The organism is Saccharopolyspora sp. ASAGF58, assembly GCF_012277335.1.
Lineage (GTDB): Bacteria > Actinomycetota > Actinomycetes > Mycobacteriales > Pseudonocardiaceae > Saccharopolyspora > Saccharopolyspora hattusasensis.
Map to the genome: position 1 here is coordinate 5,053,965 of NZ_CP040605.1, position 17,735 is coordinate 5,071,699.

Sequence of the window (17,735 nt, forward strand, 5' to 3'; positions counted from 1 at the left end):
CGGGTGATTATCTGTGTGTTTCGGCTCATACGTGAAAGCCGTTCGCCTCCGCCGGCTCTACTTTGTGGATCGGTATCGCGGTGCGCATGGTGTCCTATGCGCAGGAACCGAAAAGGTGATGACTTTCCATGGGTGAGATCGCAGTTGCCCCCTGGTCGGTGGTGGAGCACTTGCTGCTCGCGGCGGGTGCGGGCCCGGAGAATCTCCAGGAAGCAGTGCAGGTGGCTGGACTGGAGGCGGTGGCCGACGCCATCGTCGACGAACTCGTCGTACGCTGCGATCCGCTGTCGTTGGACGAGTCGGTGCGAATCGGCCTGGAGATCACTTCTGGCGCTCAGCTGGTCCGTAGAACCGTTGAGCTCGATCACGTAGGCCTGCGGCTCGCGGCGGTCGCCGAAGCACCTGCTGTTCTCCGGTTCGACGCGGTGGATCTGCTCGAAGGGCTCTTCGGCCCGGTTGACGGCAGGCGGCACAACAGCCGTGAAGTCCGTTGGTCGGACAGCATGACGCAGTTCTCGCCCGACCAGGGCCTCGCCGGCGCGCAGCGCCTGCTGGCGTTCCGGAACAAGGTGTCCACCGCGGTGCACGCGGTGCTGGCCGCAGCCGCCACCAGGTGCTCGGATCTCGGTGCGCTGGCGGTCCGCTACGGATCCGACAAATGGGCGGACCTGCACTGGTACACCGAACACTACGAGCACCACTTCTCCCGATTCCAGGATGTCCCGGTGCGCGTGCTGGAAATAGGAATCGGTGGTTACCACGCACCCGAACTCGGTGGCGCTTCGCTGCGCATGTGGCAGCGGTATTTCCGGCGAGGTCTCGTGTACGGCCTGGACATTTTCGAGAAAGCCGGGAACGAAGGACACCGAGTGCGAAAGCTGCGAGGTGACCAGAGCGATTCGGAATTCCTGGCGGACATGGCGGGGAAGATCGGCCCGTTCGACGTCGTCATCGACGACGGCAGTCATGTCAACGACCACGTCAAGAAATCCTTCCATGCCCTGTTTCCGCACGTCCGCCCAGGTGGTTTGTACGTCATCGAGGATCTCCAGACGTCGTACTGGCCCGGTTACGGCGGTCGCGATACGGAACCGGCGGCCCAGCGCACCTCGATCGACATGCTCAAAGAACTGATCGACGGCCTGCATTATCAGGAGCGCGAATCGCGGCGCGGGACCGAGCCCTGCTACACGGAACGGAACGTGGCGGCCCTGCACTTCTACCACAACCTGGTATTCGTGGAGAAAGGGCTCAACGCTGAGCCTGCCGCGCCGGGATTCGTGCCCCGGCAAGCGCTCGGCGTCGAGGACAGCTGAGTCGTTCACCAGCTGCGGCGCCAGTAGGCGCCCGTGCCGTCGATGTCGTGGATGGGTTCCGTGATCCCGAGTTCCGCGCGGAACCCCTTCACCGCGTCCTGGCAGGACGGCAGGACGTAGTCGTCGATGATGACGAATCCGCCCGGCGAGAGCTTCGGGTACAGGTTCCGCAAAGAATCCATTGTGGATTCGTAGAGGTCGCCGTCGAGTCGCAGCACGGCGAGTTCCTGGATGGGGGCGGTGGGCAAGGTGTCCCGGAACCAGCCAGGGAGGAACCTGACCTGTTCGTCGAGCAGCCCGTAGCGGGCGAAGTTCTGCCGGACGGTCTCAAGCGGGACGCCAAGCACGTCGTTGTACTCGTGCAGCGCCATCGCCTGATCCGATTCGTGGTCTTGCGCAGAGGTTTCCGGCATTCCCTGGAAGGAATCCACCACCCAGACGGTACGTACGGTATCTCCGAATGCCTGGAGAACCGCGCGCATGAAGATGCATGCGCCGCCCCGCCAGACACCGGTCTCGGCGAAATCCCCGGGAACACCATCAGCGAGCGCGGCTTCCACGCAGTGCTGGAGGTTGTCCAGCCGCTCCAGACCGATCATCGTGTGCGCGACAGTCGGCCAGTCCGTGCCTTTGGCCCGAGCGGCCTGCCTGTAGTCGGTGTTGTCCTGCCAGACGTTCGGATGCGGCCGATCACCGTAGATCGTGTTGGTGAGTACCTTCTTGAGCAGGTCCAGGTACAGCGCGTTCTGGGAGGGCATCGGTTCTCCGGATCCGTCTGTTCTCGGGTGAGCAGTTCGTCAGGCACCGATGGCCGCGGAGTTCTCCAGCGTCCGCACCAGTTCGGCGGGGTGGGGCATGGCGGTGATCTCGTCGCTGAGTTTGACTGCGGCGGCCGCGAAGCCGGTGTCGCCGAGCACTGTTGCGATGGAGTCGGTGAACTGTTCGTGGTCGGACTGGGCCTGCTCATCCGGCAAGCAGATGCCCGCCCCGGCAGCGGCGAGGTTGCGTGCGTAGTCGAACTGGTCGAAGTACTGGGGAAGCACGAGTTGCGGGATGCCGAGTCGGGTCGCGGTGAACGCCGTTCCCGAGCCGCCCGCGCAGATGACCAGCTCGCAGGTACGCAGGAACAGGTTGAGCGGGACCGATTCGGCGATCCGGGCGTTGTCGGGTAGGTCGCTGAGAAGTGCCCGGTGCTCTGGGGAAACGGCGATCACAGCCTCGACGCCGGGCAGCTCGGTGGCAGCCGCTACTGCGCGCAGCAGCGGAGCCGGTCCGGTGGCGTTCAGCACCATGCGGCCCATGCAGATGCAGACCCGCCGTGCTGAGGTGCGCGCCGCGCCCCAGGCCGGGAGTGCGCCGCTTCCGTTGTACGGCACGTACTGGACCGGAACGCCTCGCGGCGCGTCGCTTGCTTGCAGGCTCGGCGGGCAGGGATCGAGGATGAGCTCGGGAGCGGGCAGTCCGGTCAGCCCGTGGTGCCGGCACACCGGGTCGAGCAACTCGTGGGCCCGATCGCTGAAGGGGCCTGCGGTGGGGTCGACTCCCCAGCGGTGCAGCACGACCGGCAGGTCGAGCAATCCGCCGAGCACCCGGCCGATCAGCGCGCAGACGTCGACCAACAGCACTGACGGTCGCCAGGACTCGGCCAGTCGAAGGAATTCGGGGAGCTGATCGAGCGAGCTCTGCACGACATTAGACGCGGTCCGTTCCCACAGTTGCCGGCCCGTCTCGGTATCGCGCTGCCCGAACGCCGGAATGGGAAAGCGCAGCTGCGTGGTTCCACCCGTGTCGCTGGTCCTGTCGTCCCCGCGGATCGCGGCCGTGGTGAGACCGGCGCCATGCGCGGTCGCCTGCAGCTCCGGTGGCGCGGCCACCAGAACCTCGTGTCCGGATGCTCGCAGCGCCCAGCACAGCGGCACCATTGCCATGAGATGCGTCGGATAGGGCAAGGGAACGACGAGTACGCGCATACTTCGGACCCCGGTCTCTTCCCCCGATTAGCGCAGCAACCCCTACTCCTGTTGGTCAGGAGTAGGAAAAGGCGCTGCATATGTCGATGGCCGTTGACGTCCAACGGTCTTCCGGCGGCAACAATAGTGTGTCGCCGCAGGAGTGTCACGCTCCCATCGAGGATCGTTAGCTCGCCACACCTGGTTTCACCCGTACGAGTGAAATGCTTGATCTTCGCTCGATCAGGGTGGGCCCGACCTATACGCTGATCACCGTTGGCTCTGAGGGGATTCATGGGGAAAATTTGCGCTGGCTGTTCGCCTCCTGGCCGGATGGTTATTCGTGGTTACCGCCGCATGCGGCGGTAACCACGAATTAACTGACGGCTAGTTTGCCTTCTTTTCTCTCTGTGTGTTTCTGCTCGGTGAAGAAAATTTCGAGAAGGTGAACGTTGCAGGGATCAGGCATACCGGTGTTGCCAGGTGGCGTGCCAACATCGCAGCAGGTCGGGCAGATGTATGACCTGGTCACCCCGTTGCTGAATTCGGTCGCGGGCGGCCCCTGCGCCATCCACCACGGCTACTGGGAGAACGACGGGCGGACTTTCTGGCAGCAGGCCGCCGACCGGCTCACCGACCTTGTCGCCGAGCGGACCGCGCTCGATGGCGGCAATCGACTGCTGGATGTGGGGTGCGGTACCGGACAACCAGCGCTGCGCGTCGCGCGCGACAACGCGATCCGGATCACCGGCATCACGGTCAGCCAGGTGCAAGCGGCCATCGCCGCTGATTGCGCACGCGAACGCGGACTAAGCCACCGGGTGGACTTCTCGTGCGTCGATGCCATGTCCCTGCCGTACCCGGACAATGCTTTCGACGCTGCCTGGGCCATGCAGTCGCTGTTGGAGATGTCCGAACCGGATCTTGCCATCCGGGAAATCCTTCGAGTGCTCAAACCTGGTGGCATCCTCGGAGTCACCGAGGTCGTCAAACGAGAAGCGGGCAGCGGGATGCCGGTGTCCGGGGACATGTGGCCGACCGGCCTTCGGATCTGCTTGGCTGAGCAACTTCTGGAATCGCTGTGCGTAGCGGGTTTCGAAATCCTCGCTTGTGAGGACGTGTCGTCGCGGACCCGGTACTTCATGCCGCAGTTCGCCGAAGCGCTCGCCGCGCACCAGCACGGGATCGCGGAAAGGTACGGGCCGGCTGTCGCCGACTGGGCCGCCGCGGTCTGCGATTACGAGAAATACGCCGACGACATGGGCTATGCGATTTTGACGGCGCGGAAGCCGGTCGGCTGAAGGTGTGCCGCAACTCGATGATATTCAGGCGCTCCGTCGGGGAATCGCCGGTGGAGGCGCCGGAAGACGCCGAACTTGCTGATCGTGTGTCCAGGAATCGGAGGGGCAGTACCGAATGAGCGAAGCCGGGAACCTGATCGCCGTCGTCGGCCTCTCCTGTCGCCTGCCCCAGGCACCTGACCCGGCTTCCTTCTGGCGGTTGCTGCGCACCGGAACGGACGCCATCACCACCGTCCCGGAAGGGCGGTGGGGCGACCCGTTGCCCGGTCGGGATGCGCCCAAGGGCCCAGAATGGGGCGGCTTCCTGGCTGATGTCGACTGCTTCGATCCCGAGTTCTTCGGGATCTCGCCGCGAGAAGCGGCCGCCATGGACCCCCAGCAGAGGCTGGCTCTGGAGCTCGCCTGGGAGGCTCTCGAAGACGCCGGTGTCCCCGCCGGCGAGCTGCGCGGAACTGCCGCGGGTGTGTTCATGGGGGCGATCTCAGACGACTACGCCGCCCTGCTTCGCAAGATCCCGTCGGAAGTGGCTGCGCAGTACCGTTTCACCGGCACCCATCGAAGTCTGATCGCCAACCGCGTGTCCTACGTGCTCGGGCTGCGCGGGCCAAGCCTGACGGTGGATTCCGGTCAGTCCTCGTCCCTGGTCGGCGTGCATCTCGCCAGCGAGAGCCTGCGACGGGGCGAGTGCGCGATCGCTCTCGCCGGCGGCGTGAACCTCAACCTGGCTGCCGAGAGCAACAGGGCTCTGCTGGACTTCGGTGCGCTCTCCCCGGATGGTCGCTGCTTCACCTTCGATGCTCGGGCCAACGGTTACGTCCGTGGCGAGGGCGGCGGCCTCGTCGTGCTGAAGAAGGCCGATCAGGCTCGCGCCGATGGCGACCGGATCTACTGCCTCATCCGCGGCAGCGCGGTCAACAACGACGGGGGCGGTGCTGGGCTCACGGTTCCGGCGGCAGACGCCCAGGCGGAGTTGCTGCGCCAGGCATACCGGAACGCGGGTGTCGACCCGGCCGCAGTGCAGTATGTCGAGCTCCACGGCAGCGCGACCAGGGTCGGGGACCCCGTCGAAGCAGCAGCTCTCGGAGCTGTCCTGGGGGCGGCAAGACGACCCGGCGACAAGCTCCGTGTGGGGTCGGCGAAGACCAACGTCGGCCATCTGGAAGCAGCGGCGGGCGTCACCGGACTGCTGAAGACCGCACTCAGCATCTGGCACCGAGAACTGCCGCCGAGTCTTCACTTCACCGCCCCCAACCCGGAAATCCCGCTGGACGAACTGAATCTACGCGTCCAGCGTGATCTGCGGCCGTGGCCGGAGAGCGAGGGCCCGCTGCTGGCCGGCGTCAGTGCCTTCGGAATGGGAGGCACGAACTGCCACCTGGTGCTCTCCGACTCGTCCCAGGTGGAGCCAAGGCGCAGTGGACCCGCTGAGGCGACCATGCCTTGGGTCTTGTCGGCCAGAACACCGGTCGCATTGCGGGCGCAGGCGGCGCGCTTGCACACGCACCTCAATACTGCCGGTCAAAGTCCATTGGACGTCGCCTACTCACTGGCGACCACTCGATCCGCACTGCCGCACCGCGCCGCGCTGGTCGCGGACGACGAGCCGAAACTGCTCGCCGGGTTGAAGGCCCTCGCTGACGGCGACGACGCGCCCGCGCTGTGTACGGGCACGACTTTCGGCGAGCGGGCGGCAGTCTTCGTATTTCCCGGGCAGGGCAGCCAGTGGATCGGGATGGGTAGGCAGCTGCTCGGAACCTCCGAGGTTTTCGCGGCGTCCATTGACGCCTGCGCGGAGGCATTGGCGCCGCACCTGGATTGGTCTCTGCTGGATGTGCTGCGTGACGCGGCCGGCGCTCCGCAGCTTGATCGCGACGATGTCGTCCAGCCGGCACTGTTCGCCGTCATGGTCTCGCTGGCAGAGCTCTGGCGTTCGTGGGGCGTGCGTCCGGAGGCGGTCGTCGGGCACTCGCAGGGGGAGATCGCGGCGGCCTGCGTCGCCGGGGCCCTGTCCGTCCGCGATGCCGCAAGGGTAGTGGCGGTGCGCAGCAGGCTTCTGACGGCGCTGGCCGGCAGAGGCGCGATGGCCTCGTTTCAGCATCCCGTTGAAGAGGTGCGACAAATCCTGTTGCCGTGGCGCGATCGGATTGGCGTGGCTGGGGTGAACGGACCGGCGTCGACCCTGGTGTCGGGAGACCGGGAGGCGATGGCGGACCTGCTGGCCGAGTGCGCGCGCCGGGAGCTCCGGATGCGCCGGATTCCCGTTGAATACGCCTCCCATTCGCCGCACATCGAGGATGTCCGCGACGAGCTGCTGGCGCTGTTGGCGCCGATCGAACCCAGGACCGCGAGCATCCCGATCTATTCGACGACGACCGGGGAACTGCTGGACCGGCCGGTGGACGCCGACTACTGGTACCGCAACCTTCGTCAACCGGTGCTGTTCGAAGCGGCGGTCGAGGCCCTGTTGACGCGGGGGCACAACGCATTCATCGAGATCAGCCCGCACCCGGTGCTGACTGCGAGCATCCAGGAAATCGCCGCGCGAGCCAGTCGGGAGGTAGTGGCGCTCGGGACACTCCGCCGTGACGAAGGTGGCCTGCGGCAGGCGCTGACGTCGCTGGCCAAAGCACACGTCCACGGAGTGGCCGCGGACTGGCACGCGGTCTTCGCCGGCACCGGGGCGCAGCGGATCGACCTGCCGACGTACGCCTTTCAACGACAGCGCTACTGGCTGGACACGAAACTTCCCGACGTCGCCACGCCCGAGCGCGACGTGTCGACAGCATTGCGGGAGAAACTGCGGTCTTCGCCGACGGCGGACGCGGACTCGACGACCCTCACGATGATCCGGGCACAGGCAGCCGCGGTCCTCGGCCACTCCGATCCGAAAGGGGTGGACCCGGATCGGACGTTCAAGGACCTGGGCTTCGATTCCTCGACGGTGGTTGAGCTGTGCGACCGCCTCAACGCGGCCACGGGACTGCGTCTCGCGCCGAGCGTGGTTTTCGACTGTCCGACGCCGTACCAGCTTGCCCGCCAGGTACGGATGTTGTTGTTGGACGAGCCGGCCCCCATGACCTCGCCCCGACCGGAGTCCGAAGCGGACGAGCCTATCGCCGTGATCGGGATGGGCTGCCGGTTTCCGGGTGGGGTGTCCTCGCCCGAGGAGTTGTGGCAGTTGGTCGCTGCTGGGCGGGACGTCGTGTCCGAGTTCCCGGCAGACCGAGGCTGGGACCTGGAGCGTGCGGGGACTTCGCAGGTGCGCGCCGGCGGGTTCCTGCATGGCGCCACGGATTTCGATCCCGGGTTCTTCGGGATTTCCCCGCGCGAGGCGTTGGTGATGGATCCGCAGCAGCGATTGCTGCTGGAAATCGCCTGGGAGGCGATCGAACGAGGCGGGATCAACCCGCAGACCCTGCACGGAAGTCAAACCGGCGTCTTCGTCGGCGCAACCTCCCTGGATTACGGGCCACGCCTGCACGAAGCGACCGACGAGGCGGCCGGCTACGTGCTCACTGGCAGCACCACGAGTGTGGCGTCGGGTCGGGTTGCGTATTCGTTCGGGTTTGAGGGTCCTGCGGTGACGGTGGATACGGCGTGTTCATCGTCGTTGGTGGCGTTGCATCTGGCGTGTCAGTCGTTGCGTTCGGGTGAGTGTGATTCGGCGTTGGCCGGTGGTGTGACCGTGATGGCCACGCCGGGGATGTTCGTGGAGTTTTCGCGTCAGCGGGGTTTGGCACCCGACGGTCGGTGCAAGTCGTTCGCGGAGGCCGCGGACGGCACCGGCTGGTCCGAGGGTGCCGGCCTGGTTCTACTGGAGCGGTTGTCGGATGCCCGGCGGAATGGGCATGAGGTTTTGGCGGTGGTTCGTGGCAGCGCGGTGAACCAGGACGGTGCGTCGAATGGTTTGACTGCGCCGAATGGTCCGTCGCAGCGGCGGGTGATCATCCAGGCACTCGCCAACGCGAAGTTGTCAGTGTCCGATGTGGACGCAGTGGAGGCGCACGGGACCGGCACCCGGCTTGGTGATCCGATCGAGGCGCAGGCGTTGATCGCTACTTACGGGCAGGGACGGGGTCCGGAACGGCCGTTGTGGTTGGGTTCGATGAAGTCGAATATCGGTCATGCGCAGGCAGCTGCGGGGATAGCCGGCGTCATCAAGATGGTGATGGCGATGCGGCACGAGCAGTTACCCGCGACGTTGCACGTGGATGAGCCGACTTCTCAGGTGGACTGGTCGGCCGGTGTGGTTCGGCTTCTCACTGAGCATATGTCGTGGCCCGAGAACGGCCGTCCTCGTCGGGCGGGGGTGTCGTCGTTCGGGATCAGCGGCACCAACGCACACGTCATCCTCGAACAGTCTCCGACAGCGTCGAGTGAGTTTGTGGAGCACAGCGGTCCTGATTCGGACTCTACTGTGGATGTTCCGGTGGTTCCGTGGGTGGTATCGGGAAAAACACCGGAAGCGCTCAATGCTCAAACCGAAGCGTTGTTGTCCTATCTGGACGATCACTCTGATGTTTCCGCGCTGGATGTGGCATATTCGCTGGCTTCTGAACGAGCCGCACTGGATGAGCGGGCGGTGGTGCTGGGGTCGGACCGTGAGGCGTTGATGTCCGGGTTGGAAGCGCCGGCTGCCGGTCGCGAGGCCTCCGGGGTGGTATCGGGATCCGTGATCTCTGGCCGCATCGGGTTTGTGTTCTCCGGTCAGGGTGGTCAGTGGCTGGGGATGGGAAGAGGGCTCTACTCGATGTTTCCGGCATTCGCCGACGCGTTCGACGAAGCTTGCGCCCAGCTGGATGCGCATCTGGGTCAGGAGGTGGGGGTTCGGGATGTGGTGTTCGGTTCGGATGCGCAGTTGCTGGAGCGGACGTTGTGGGCGCAGTCGGGCTTGTTCGCGTTGCAGGTTGGTTTGCTGAGGCTGCTGGGTTCGTGGGGTGTTAGGCCGGATGTGGTGCTGGGGCATTCGGTGGGTGAGTTGGCGGCGGCGCACGCGGCGGGTGTGTTGTCGTTGCCGGAGGCGGCGCGGTTGGTGGCGGGTCGTGCCCGGTTGATGCAGGCGTTGCCGGATGGCGGTGCCATGCTCGCGGTGGCTGCTGGTGAGGAGCAGCTGCGGCCGTTGTTGGCCGATCGGGGTGATCGTGTGGGGATCGCTGCGGTCAACGCTCCGGAATCGGTCGTGCTCTCCGGTGATCGGGAGGTGCTTGAGGACATTGCCGGCGGGCTGGATGAGCAAGGGGTTCGGTGGCGGTGGTTGCGGGTGTCGCATGCGTTTCATTCGTATCGGATGGACCCGATGCTGGATGAGTTCGCCGAAATCTCACGAACGGTGAACTACCGGCGTTGCGACCTGCCGGTCGTGTCTACGTTGACGGGTGAGCTCGATGACGCTGGCATGCTGGCTACGCCAGAGTATTGGGTGCGTCAGGTGAGAGAGCCCGTTCGCTTCGCCGAAGGGGTTCGGGCGCTCGTCGAGCACGATGTGGCCACTGTTGTCGAGCTCGGCCCGGACGGGGCGTTGTCAGCGCTGATCCAGGAATGTGCAGCCGAATTCGATCAGGTCGGAAGGGTGGCCGCGGTTCCGGCGATGCGCCGGAACCGGGACGAAGCGCAGAACGTGACAACCGCCCTGGCACAGGTTCATGTGCGTGGTGTTCCGGTCGATTGGTCGGCGTTTTTCGCTGGCAGTGGGGCGAAGCGGGTCGAGTTGCCGACGTATGCCTTCCAGCGGCAGCGGTATTGGCTGGAGTCATCGGTTTCCGGTGATGTGAGGGGTGTGGGTCTGGCTGGTGCGGAGCATCCGTTGCTGGGGGCTGTGGTTGTGTTGGCCGACGGTGATGGGATGGTGCTGACCGGTCGGTTGTCGGTGGGGACGCATCCGTGGCTGGCCGAGCATCGCGTGCTGGGCGAGGTCGTCGTCCCCGGCACCGCCATCCTGGAGATGGCCTTGCACGCGGGGGCGCGTGTTGGTTGTGGCCGGGTGGAGGAGCTCACCCTGGAAGCTCCGCTGGTGGTGCCCGAACGCGATGGTATCGAAGTCCAGCTGCTGGTGAACGCGCCCGACGAAGACGGTCGGCGATCCACGTCCCTGTATTCCCGCCCGGCCGGGGTGTCCGGTGGTGGGGGTTGGACGCGGCACGCCACGGGCGAGCTCACTGTCGGCACGGGTGGTGGGGCGGTCGCTGATTGGTCGATTGAGGGTGCCGAGTCGATTGCTCTCGGTGAGTTTTATGTGGCTATGGCTGGGAACGGGTTCGAGTACGGGCCGTTGTTCCAGGGGCTTCGGGCGGCGTGGCGTCGTGGCGGTGAGGTTCTTGCCGAGGTCGCCCTGCCGGCGGCGGCTGGTGCGATGGCGTCGGGATTCCTGATCGACCCGGCGTTGCTGGATGCCGCCCTGCAGGCGTCCGCGCTCAGCGACCGCCCGGCGGAGGGCGGCGCGTGGCTGCCGTTCTCGTTCACCGGCGTGGAGCTTTCGGTTCCGGGCGGGACGGTCAGCAGGGTGCGGCTGCAGACCAGCCGACCCGACGCGATATCGGTGGCCGTGATGGATGAGGGTGGGCGGTTGCTCGCCTCGATCGATTCTCTCCGGTTGCGGCCGGTGTCGTCGAAACAGCCGGCGTACCGGGACGCTGTCGGTGACGCGCTGTTCGAGGTGACTTGGGAGCCGGTGGCGACGCGGTCGACGGTGTCGGGTCGCTGGGCCTTGCTCGGTGATGTCGCCTGCGGCAGGGCCGGTCTCATCGAGCTCGCACCAGGTTCCGCCGACCGGTGTGCGGGTCTGGCTGAGCTCGCCGGGCAACTTGATTCCAGTGCGCTGGTTCCTGATGTCGTGGTCTATTGCGCCGGAGAACAGGCGGATCCCGACGCCGGCGCAGCGGCACTCGCGGAGACCCAGGAGACGCTGGCTCTGCTCCAGTCATGGTTGGCTGAGCCGCGGTTGGCCGGGGCACGTCTGGTGGTGGTGACGCGTGCAGCGGTGACGACGGGTGCGGGTGATGGTGCGTCCGGTCTGGCGCATGCGCCGTTGTGGGGGTTGTTGCGTTCGGCGCAGTCGGAGAACCCGGGCCGGTTTGTGCTGGTCGATGTGGACGGCACCGCCGAGTCGTGGCGCGCGCTGCCGACTGCGTTGGGGGCGAGGGAACCGCAGGTGGCCCTGCGCAAGGGTGCGGTGCGAGCGCCGCGTGTGGCGTCGGTTCCGCCGCCGGTCGAGGTGCCCGCGGTGGTGGCCGGTCCCGACCGGACGGTGCTGATTTCCGGTGGCACGGGTCTGTTGGGTGGGCTGGTGGCCCGCCACCTGGTGGCCGAGCGCGGTGTTCGCCGTGTGGTGTTGGCGGGCCGTCGTGGCTGGGATGCTCCTGGAATCACCGAGTTGGTGGGTGAGCTGGAGGGCTTCGGTGCGGTGGTCGATGTGGTGGCCTGCGATGTTGCGGATCGTGGTGATCTGGAGCGGTTGCTGGCGGCGGTCCCGGCGGAATTTCCGCTGTGTGGCGTGGTGCATGCCGCGGGTGTGCTGGCTGACGGGGTGATCGAGTCGTTGTCGCCGGAGGACGTGGCGGCGGTGTTCGGCCCGAAGGCGGCGGGGGCGTGGTATCTGCATGAGCTGACTCGGGATATGGACTTGTCGTTTTTCGCGTTGTTCTCCTCGCTGTCCGGGGTGACCGGCGCCGCGGGTCAGGGAAATTATGCGGCGGCGAACGCGTTCCTGGACGCGTTGGCGTATGACCGGCGGGCACAGGGTTTGCCTGCGGTGTCGCTGGCCTGGGGCCTGTGGGAGCAGCCGAGCGGGATGACGGAGAGGCTCAGCGATGTCGACCGGAGCAGGATCGCCCGTTCCAACCCGCCGTTGTCCACCAAGGATGGGTTGCGGCTGTTCGATGCCGGGCTGGCGCTGGATCGGGCAGCGGTGGTTCCGGCGAGGCTGGACAGGACCTTCCTGGCTGAGCAGGCGCGATCGGGAACGCTACCCGCAATGCTGACGGCATTGGTACCTGCCATCACCTCTATCAGGCGGAGTGCTGGCACCGACCTCGCGGACGAGGACGCCTTGCTCACGGTGGTGCGGGAGCACGCCGCGAGGGTCCTGGGGTATTCGGGTGCGGCCGAGGTCGGTGTCGAGCGTGCTTTCCGGGATCTGGGCTTCGACTCTCTATCCGGTGTCGATCTTCGTAACCGCCTGGCCGGGGTGCTGGGGGCGCGGCTACCGGCAACCGCCGTATTCGACTACCCGACGCCGCGGGCGCTGGCCCGGTTCCTGCACCAGGAACTCGCAGGCAAGACCGGGACGACGCCAGGGCCAGTGACAACCACGACCGCGACCGCGAGTGTCGAAGCCGATCTTATTGCGATAGTCGGGATGGGGTGTCGTTATCCGGGTGGGGTGTCCTCACCGGAGGAGCTTTGGCGTTTGGTGACCGGGGGCGTGGATGCGGTCGCGGACTTCCCGGACGATCGCGGCTGGGATCTGGAGCGTTTGTTCGATCCAGACCCCGATCATCTCGGGACTTCGTATGTGCGTGAGGGCGGTTTCCTGCGGGACGCGGCGGAGTTCGATGCGGGTTTCTTCGGGATTTCTCCGCGTGAGGCGTTGGCGATGGACCCGCAGCAACGGTTGCTGCTGGAGCTGTCCTGGGAAACCGTCGAACGGGCCGGGATTGATCCGGGGTCGCTGCGCGGGAGTCGGACCGGTGTGTTCGCGGGGCTGATGTATCACGACTACGCGGGACGGTTCGCTAGCCGAGCCCCGGAAGGCTTCGAAGGCTATCTCGGTAATGGCAGCGCGGGCAGTGTGGCGTCGGGCCGGGTCGCGTATTCGTTCGGTTTCGAGGGTCCTGCGGTGACGGTCGATACGGCGTGTTCGTCGTCGCTGGTGGCCCTGCATTTGGCGGGTCAGTCACTGCGTTCCGGTGAGTGTGATCTGGCGTTGGCCGGTGGTGTGACGGTGATGGCCACGCCGGCGACGTTTGTGGAGTTCTCCCGTCAGCGGGGTCTGGCACCGGATGGGCGGTGCAAGTCGTTCGCGGAGGGCGCGGACGGTACCGGCTGGGGTGAGGGCGCTGGGTTGGTGTTGTTGGAGCGGTTGTCGGATGCCCGGCGGAATGGGCATCGGGTGTTGGCGGTGGTTCGTGGGTCGGCGGTGAATCAGGATGGTGCGTCGAATGGTTTGACGGCACCGAATGGTCCGTCGCAGCAAAGGGTCATCCAGCAGGCGCTGGCGAATGCGGATTTGGGCGTGTCCGATGTGGATGCCGTGGAAGCGCATGGGACCGGAACCAGGCTTGGTGATCCGATCGAGGCACAGGCCCTGATCGCCACCTATGGGCGTGATCGTGAACGTGGCCGGCCGTTGTGGCTGGGATCGATGAAGTCCAACATCGGTCACACACAGGCAGCGGCGGGTGTCGCTGGTGTGATCAAGATGGTCATGGCGATGCGGCACGGGCAACTTCCGCGCACATTGCACGTGGACGAGCCCACGTCGGAGGTGGACTGGTCGGCAGGCACGGTCCAACTTCTCACGGAGAACACACCCTGGCCCGACAGCGGTCGTGTCCGTCGGGCGGGAGTGTCGTCGTTCGGGATCAGCGGCACCAACGCACACGTCATCCTCGAACAACCCACAGAGGAGACGAGTCAGTCAGCGGAACCGGATTCGAGTTCTGTCGTTGATGTTCCGGTGGTGCCATGGGTGGTGTCGGGCAAAACACCCGAAGCACTATCCGCCCAAGCGGCTACGCTAATGTCCGATTTGGACAATTGCCCCGATGCTTCCTCGCTCGATGTGGCGTATTCGCTGGCCGCTGGCCGAGCGGCGCTGGACGAGCGGGCGGTAGTGCTCGGGTCGGACCGTGACGCGCTCCTGACCGGGTTGAGGGCACTGGCCAGCGGCCGTGACGTGCCCGAAGTGGTCTCAGGATTCGCGGGAAATGGTGGCCGCATTGGATTTGTGTTTTCCGGTCAGGGCGGCCAGTGGCCGGGGATGGGCCGCCGGTTGCACTCGGTGTTTCCGGCATTCGCTGACGCGTTTGATGAAGCTTGCGCCCAGCTGGATGAGCATCTGGGGCAGGAGGTGGGGGTTCGGGATGTGGTGTTCGGTTCGGATGCGCAGTTGCTGGAGCGGACGTTGTGGGCGCAGTCGGGTTTGTTCGCGTTGCAGGTTGGTTTGCTGAGGCTGCTGGGTTCGTGGGGTGTTAGGCCGGATGTGGTGCTGGGGCATTCGGTGGGTGAGTTGGCGGCGGCGCACGCGGCGGGTGTGTTGTCGTTGCCGGAGGCGGCGCGGTTGGTGGCGGGTCGTGCCCGGTTGATGCAGGCGTTGCCGCAGGGCGGCGGCATGCTCGCGGTGGTTGCAAGTGAGAACCAGGTCGAATCTCTGCTGGATGGAGTGCGGGACCGGATCGGGATCGCGGCGATCAACGCTCCGGAATCGATTGTGCTCTCCGGTGACGGCGAACTACTCACCGAAGTCGCTGATCAGCTGCACGATCAAGGGTACCGGACGCGGTGGTTGCGGGTGTCGCATGCTTTCCATTCGCCCCAGATGGAACCGATGCTGGACGAGTTCGCGGAGATCGCACGAACCGTGGACTTCCGGGGTTCCGATCTGCCGGTCGTGTCGACGCTGACTGGTGCGCTCGATGACGTCGGCGTGATGGCTACGCCGGAGTATTGGGTGCGTCAGGTGCGTGAGCCCGTTCGCTTCGCCGATGGTGTCCAGGCGCTCGTTGAGCACGATGTGGCCACTGTTGTCGAGCTCGGCCCGGACGGGGCGTTGTCAGCGCTGATCCCGGAATGTGCAGCCGAATTCGATCAGTCCGGAAGAGTGGCCGCGGTCCCGGCGATGCGCCGGAACCGGGACGAAGCGCAGAACGTGATGACGGCCCTGGCACAGGTCTACGTGCGTGGTGTTCCAGTCGACTGGCGGTCGTTTTTCGCCGGTACCGGGGCGAAGCGGGTCGAGTTGCCGACGTATGCCTTCCAGCGGCAGCGGTACTGGCTGAATGCGGTGCATGAATCTTCTGCCGACGACATGGGTCGGCATATTGAAACGGAGTTCTGGAGCGCTGTTGAGCACGAAGATGTGACATCGCTTGCAAACGTATTGGGTATCGTGGACGACGGCGCTGCCGTGGATTCCTTGCGAAATGCCCTTCCGGTGTTGGGCGGCTGGCAGAGAACACGCAATACCGAGTCCATTATGGATCAGCAGTGTTACCGCATCGACTGGAGACAAGTAGCTGGACTCCCGCCAAGAGGAACCGTCTTCGGTACTTGGCTGGTCTTCGCCCCCCATGGCTGGTCCAGCAAACCGGAGGTGGTGAACTGCGTTGCCGCATTGCGGGCACGCGGCGGCTCGGTGGTGTTGGTGGAGGCTGACGACTCCGACCCGATCTCCTTCGGCGACCGGGTAGGGACCTTGTGTTCGGATCGGCCGGATCTTGTTGGCGTGTTGTCAATGCTGTGCTTGGAAGAATCGATCCTTCCGGGGTTTTCTACGGTGTCACGGGGTTTCGCGTTGACCGTGGAGTTGGTGCGGGCTTTGGCGGCCGCTGGTGCGGATGCCCGGTTGTGGTTGCTGACGTGTGGTGGCGTGTCGGTGGGGGATGTACCGGTTCGTCCCGAGCAGGCATTGGTATGGGGGTTGGGGCGTGTTGTGGGGTTGGAGCATCCGGACTGGTGGGGCGGCTTGATCGATCTGCCGGTCTTGTTCGATGAAGACGCTCAAGCGCGCTTGTCGATTGTGCTGGCAGGTCTTGGTGAGGACGAGGTCGCGATCCGTTCTGACGGCGTGTTCGCACGTCGGTTGGTACGCCATGGTGTCTCAGCTGGTGTGAAGAAGGCGTGGCGCCCTAGTGGATCGGTACTGGTGACGGGCGGCACGGGTGGTTTGGGGGCGCACGCTGCTCGCTGGTTGGCCGACGCCGGAGCTGAACATGTGGTGATGGTGAGTCGACGCGGAGAGCAGGCACCGAGTGCGGAGAAGTTGCGGACGGAACTGGAGGGTCTGGGTACTCGGGTGTCGATCCCGTCATGCGATGTGACCGATCGCGAGGCACTGGCCGAAGTGCTGAAAGCCCTTCCGGCTGAATACCCATTGACCGCGGTAGTGCATACGGCAGGCGTGATCGAGACTGGTGATGCGGCGTCAATGAGCTTGGCTGATTTTGATGACGTGTTGTCCGCAAAGGTGGCTGGTGCCGCGAACTTGGATGCCTTGCTGGCCGATGTGGAATTGGACGCGTTCGTCTTGTTTTCGTCGGTGTCAGGAGTTTGGGGCGCTGGGGGACAGGGGGCTTACGCAGCGGCGAATGCTTACCTGGATGCGCTGGCGGAAGAGCGTCGGTCGCGAGGGCTGGTCGCGACTGCGGTGGCGTGGGGGCCGTGGGCCGGCGAGGGTATGGCCGCCGGCGAAACAGGAGACCAGCTGCGCCGATACGGCCTTTCCCCAATGGCTCCGCAGTACGCCATCGCCGGAATTCGGCGGGCACTGGAACAGGACGAAACCTCCCTGGTAGTGGCCGACGTCGATTGGGCACGTTTCGGCGCGGGATTCCTGGCGGCTAGGCCGCGGCCTCTGCTGAACGAACTGGCCGAGGTCAAGGAACTCCTCGCCGATGCTCAGTCCGAGGCGGGAGTCCTTGCCGACGCGTCGGTGAAATGGCGGCAGCGATTGGCCGCGGCACCGAGGCCGGCACAGGAACAGCTGATCCTGGAGCTGGTACGCAACGAAACAGCTCTGGTACTGGGACATTCCGGACCAGAGGCCGTCGCATCGGAACGAGCTTTCAAGGACAGCGGATTCGACTCGCAGGCCGCGGTCGAACTCCGCGTTCGGCTCAATCGAGCTACCGGCCTCCAGTTGCCATCGACAATTATCTTCAGCCATCCCACGCCTGCGGAACTGGCTGCGGAGCTGCGGGCGAGGCTTCTTCCCGAGTCCGCGGGAGCAGACATTCCCGAGCAGGACGAGGCGCGAATCAGAGCGGCACTGACGTCGATCTCGTTCGCGGCCTTGCGTGAGGCAGGCTTGGTGGATCCCCTTCTCGCACTTGCCGGACACCCAGTCGACTCCGGCAGCTCCCCGGACGATGCGGTCGCGACCTCGATCGATGCGATGGATGTAGCCGACCTCGTCGAAGCAGCGCTGGGCGAACGCGAGTCCTGAGACCGCAGAC

Annotated in this window: 5 protein-coding genes; 3 read left to right on the plus strand and 2 right to left on the minus strand. The window is 65.6% G+C overall.

Annotation, left to right across the window (positions count from 1 at the left end):
• Positions 1 to 128: 128 nt before the first annotated feature.
• Positions 129 to 1,316: a class I SAM-dependent methyltransferase gene (locus FDZ84_RS24175; RefSeq protein ID WP_168587761.1), complete on the plus strand. Its 1,188-nt coding sequence runs from the start codon at positions 129 to 131 to the stop codon at positions 1,314 to 1,316.
• 5 nt (positions 1,317 to 1,321) lie between these two features.
• Here the strand turns inward: FDZ84_RS24175 and FDZ84_RS24180 are convergent, their stop codons facing one another.
• The gene (locus FDZ84_RS24180; RefSeq protein ID WP_168587762.1) at positions 1,322 to 2,074 is read right to left on the minus strand and encodes a TylF/MycF family methyltransferase; all 753 of its coding nucleotides are present in this window, start codon (positions 2,072 to 2,074) and stop codon (positions 1,322 to 1,324) included.
• 39 nt (positions 2,075 to 2,113) lie between these two features.
• Positions 2,114 to 3,286, minus strand: coding sequence for a nucleotide disphospho-sugar-binding domain-containing protein (locus FDZ84_RS24185; RefSeq protein ID WP_168587763.1), 1,173 nt, complete (start codon positions 3,284 to 3,286; stop codon positions 2,114 to 2,116).
• 467 nt (positions 3,287 to 3,753) lie between these two features.
• Between FDZ84_RS24185 and FDZ84_RS24190 the strand changes: the two genes are divergently transcribed.
• A complete protein-coding gene (locus FDZ84_RS24190) occupies positions 3,754 to 4,566 on the plus strand; it encodes a cyclopropane-fatty-acyl-phospholipid synthase family protein (RefSeq protein ID WP_168587764.1) in 813 nt (270 codons plus the stop codon).
• Positions 4,567 to 4,681: 115 nt separating this feature from the next.
• Entirely contained in the window at positions 4,682 to 17,725 is a 13,044-nt protein-coding gene (locus FDZ84_RS24195) for a type I polyketide synthase (protein ID WP_168587765.1), read from the plus strand.
• Positions 17,726 to 17,735 lie beyond the last annotated feature (10 nt).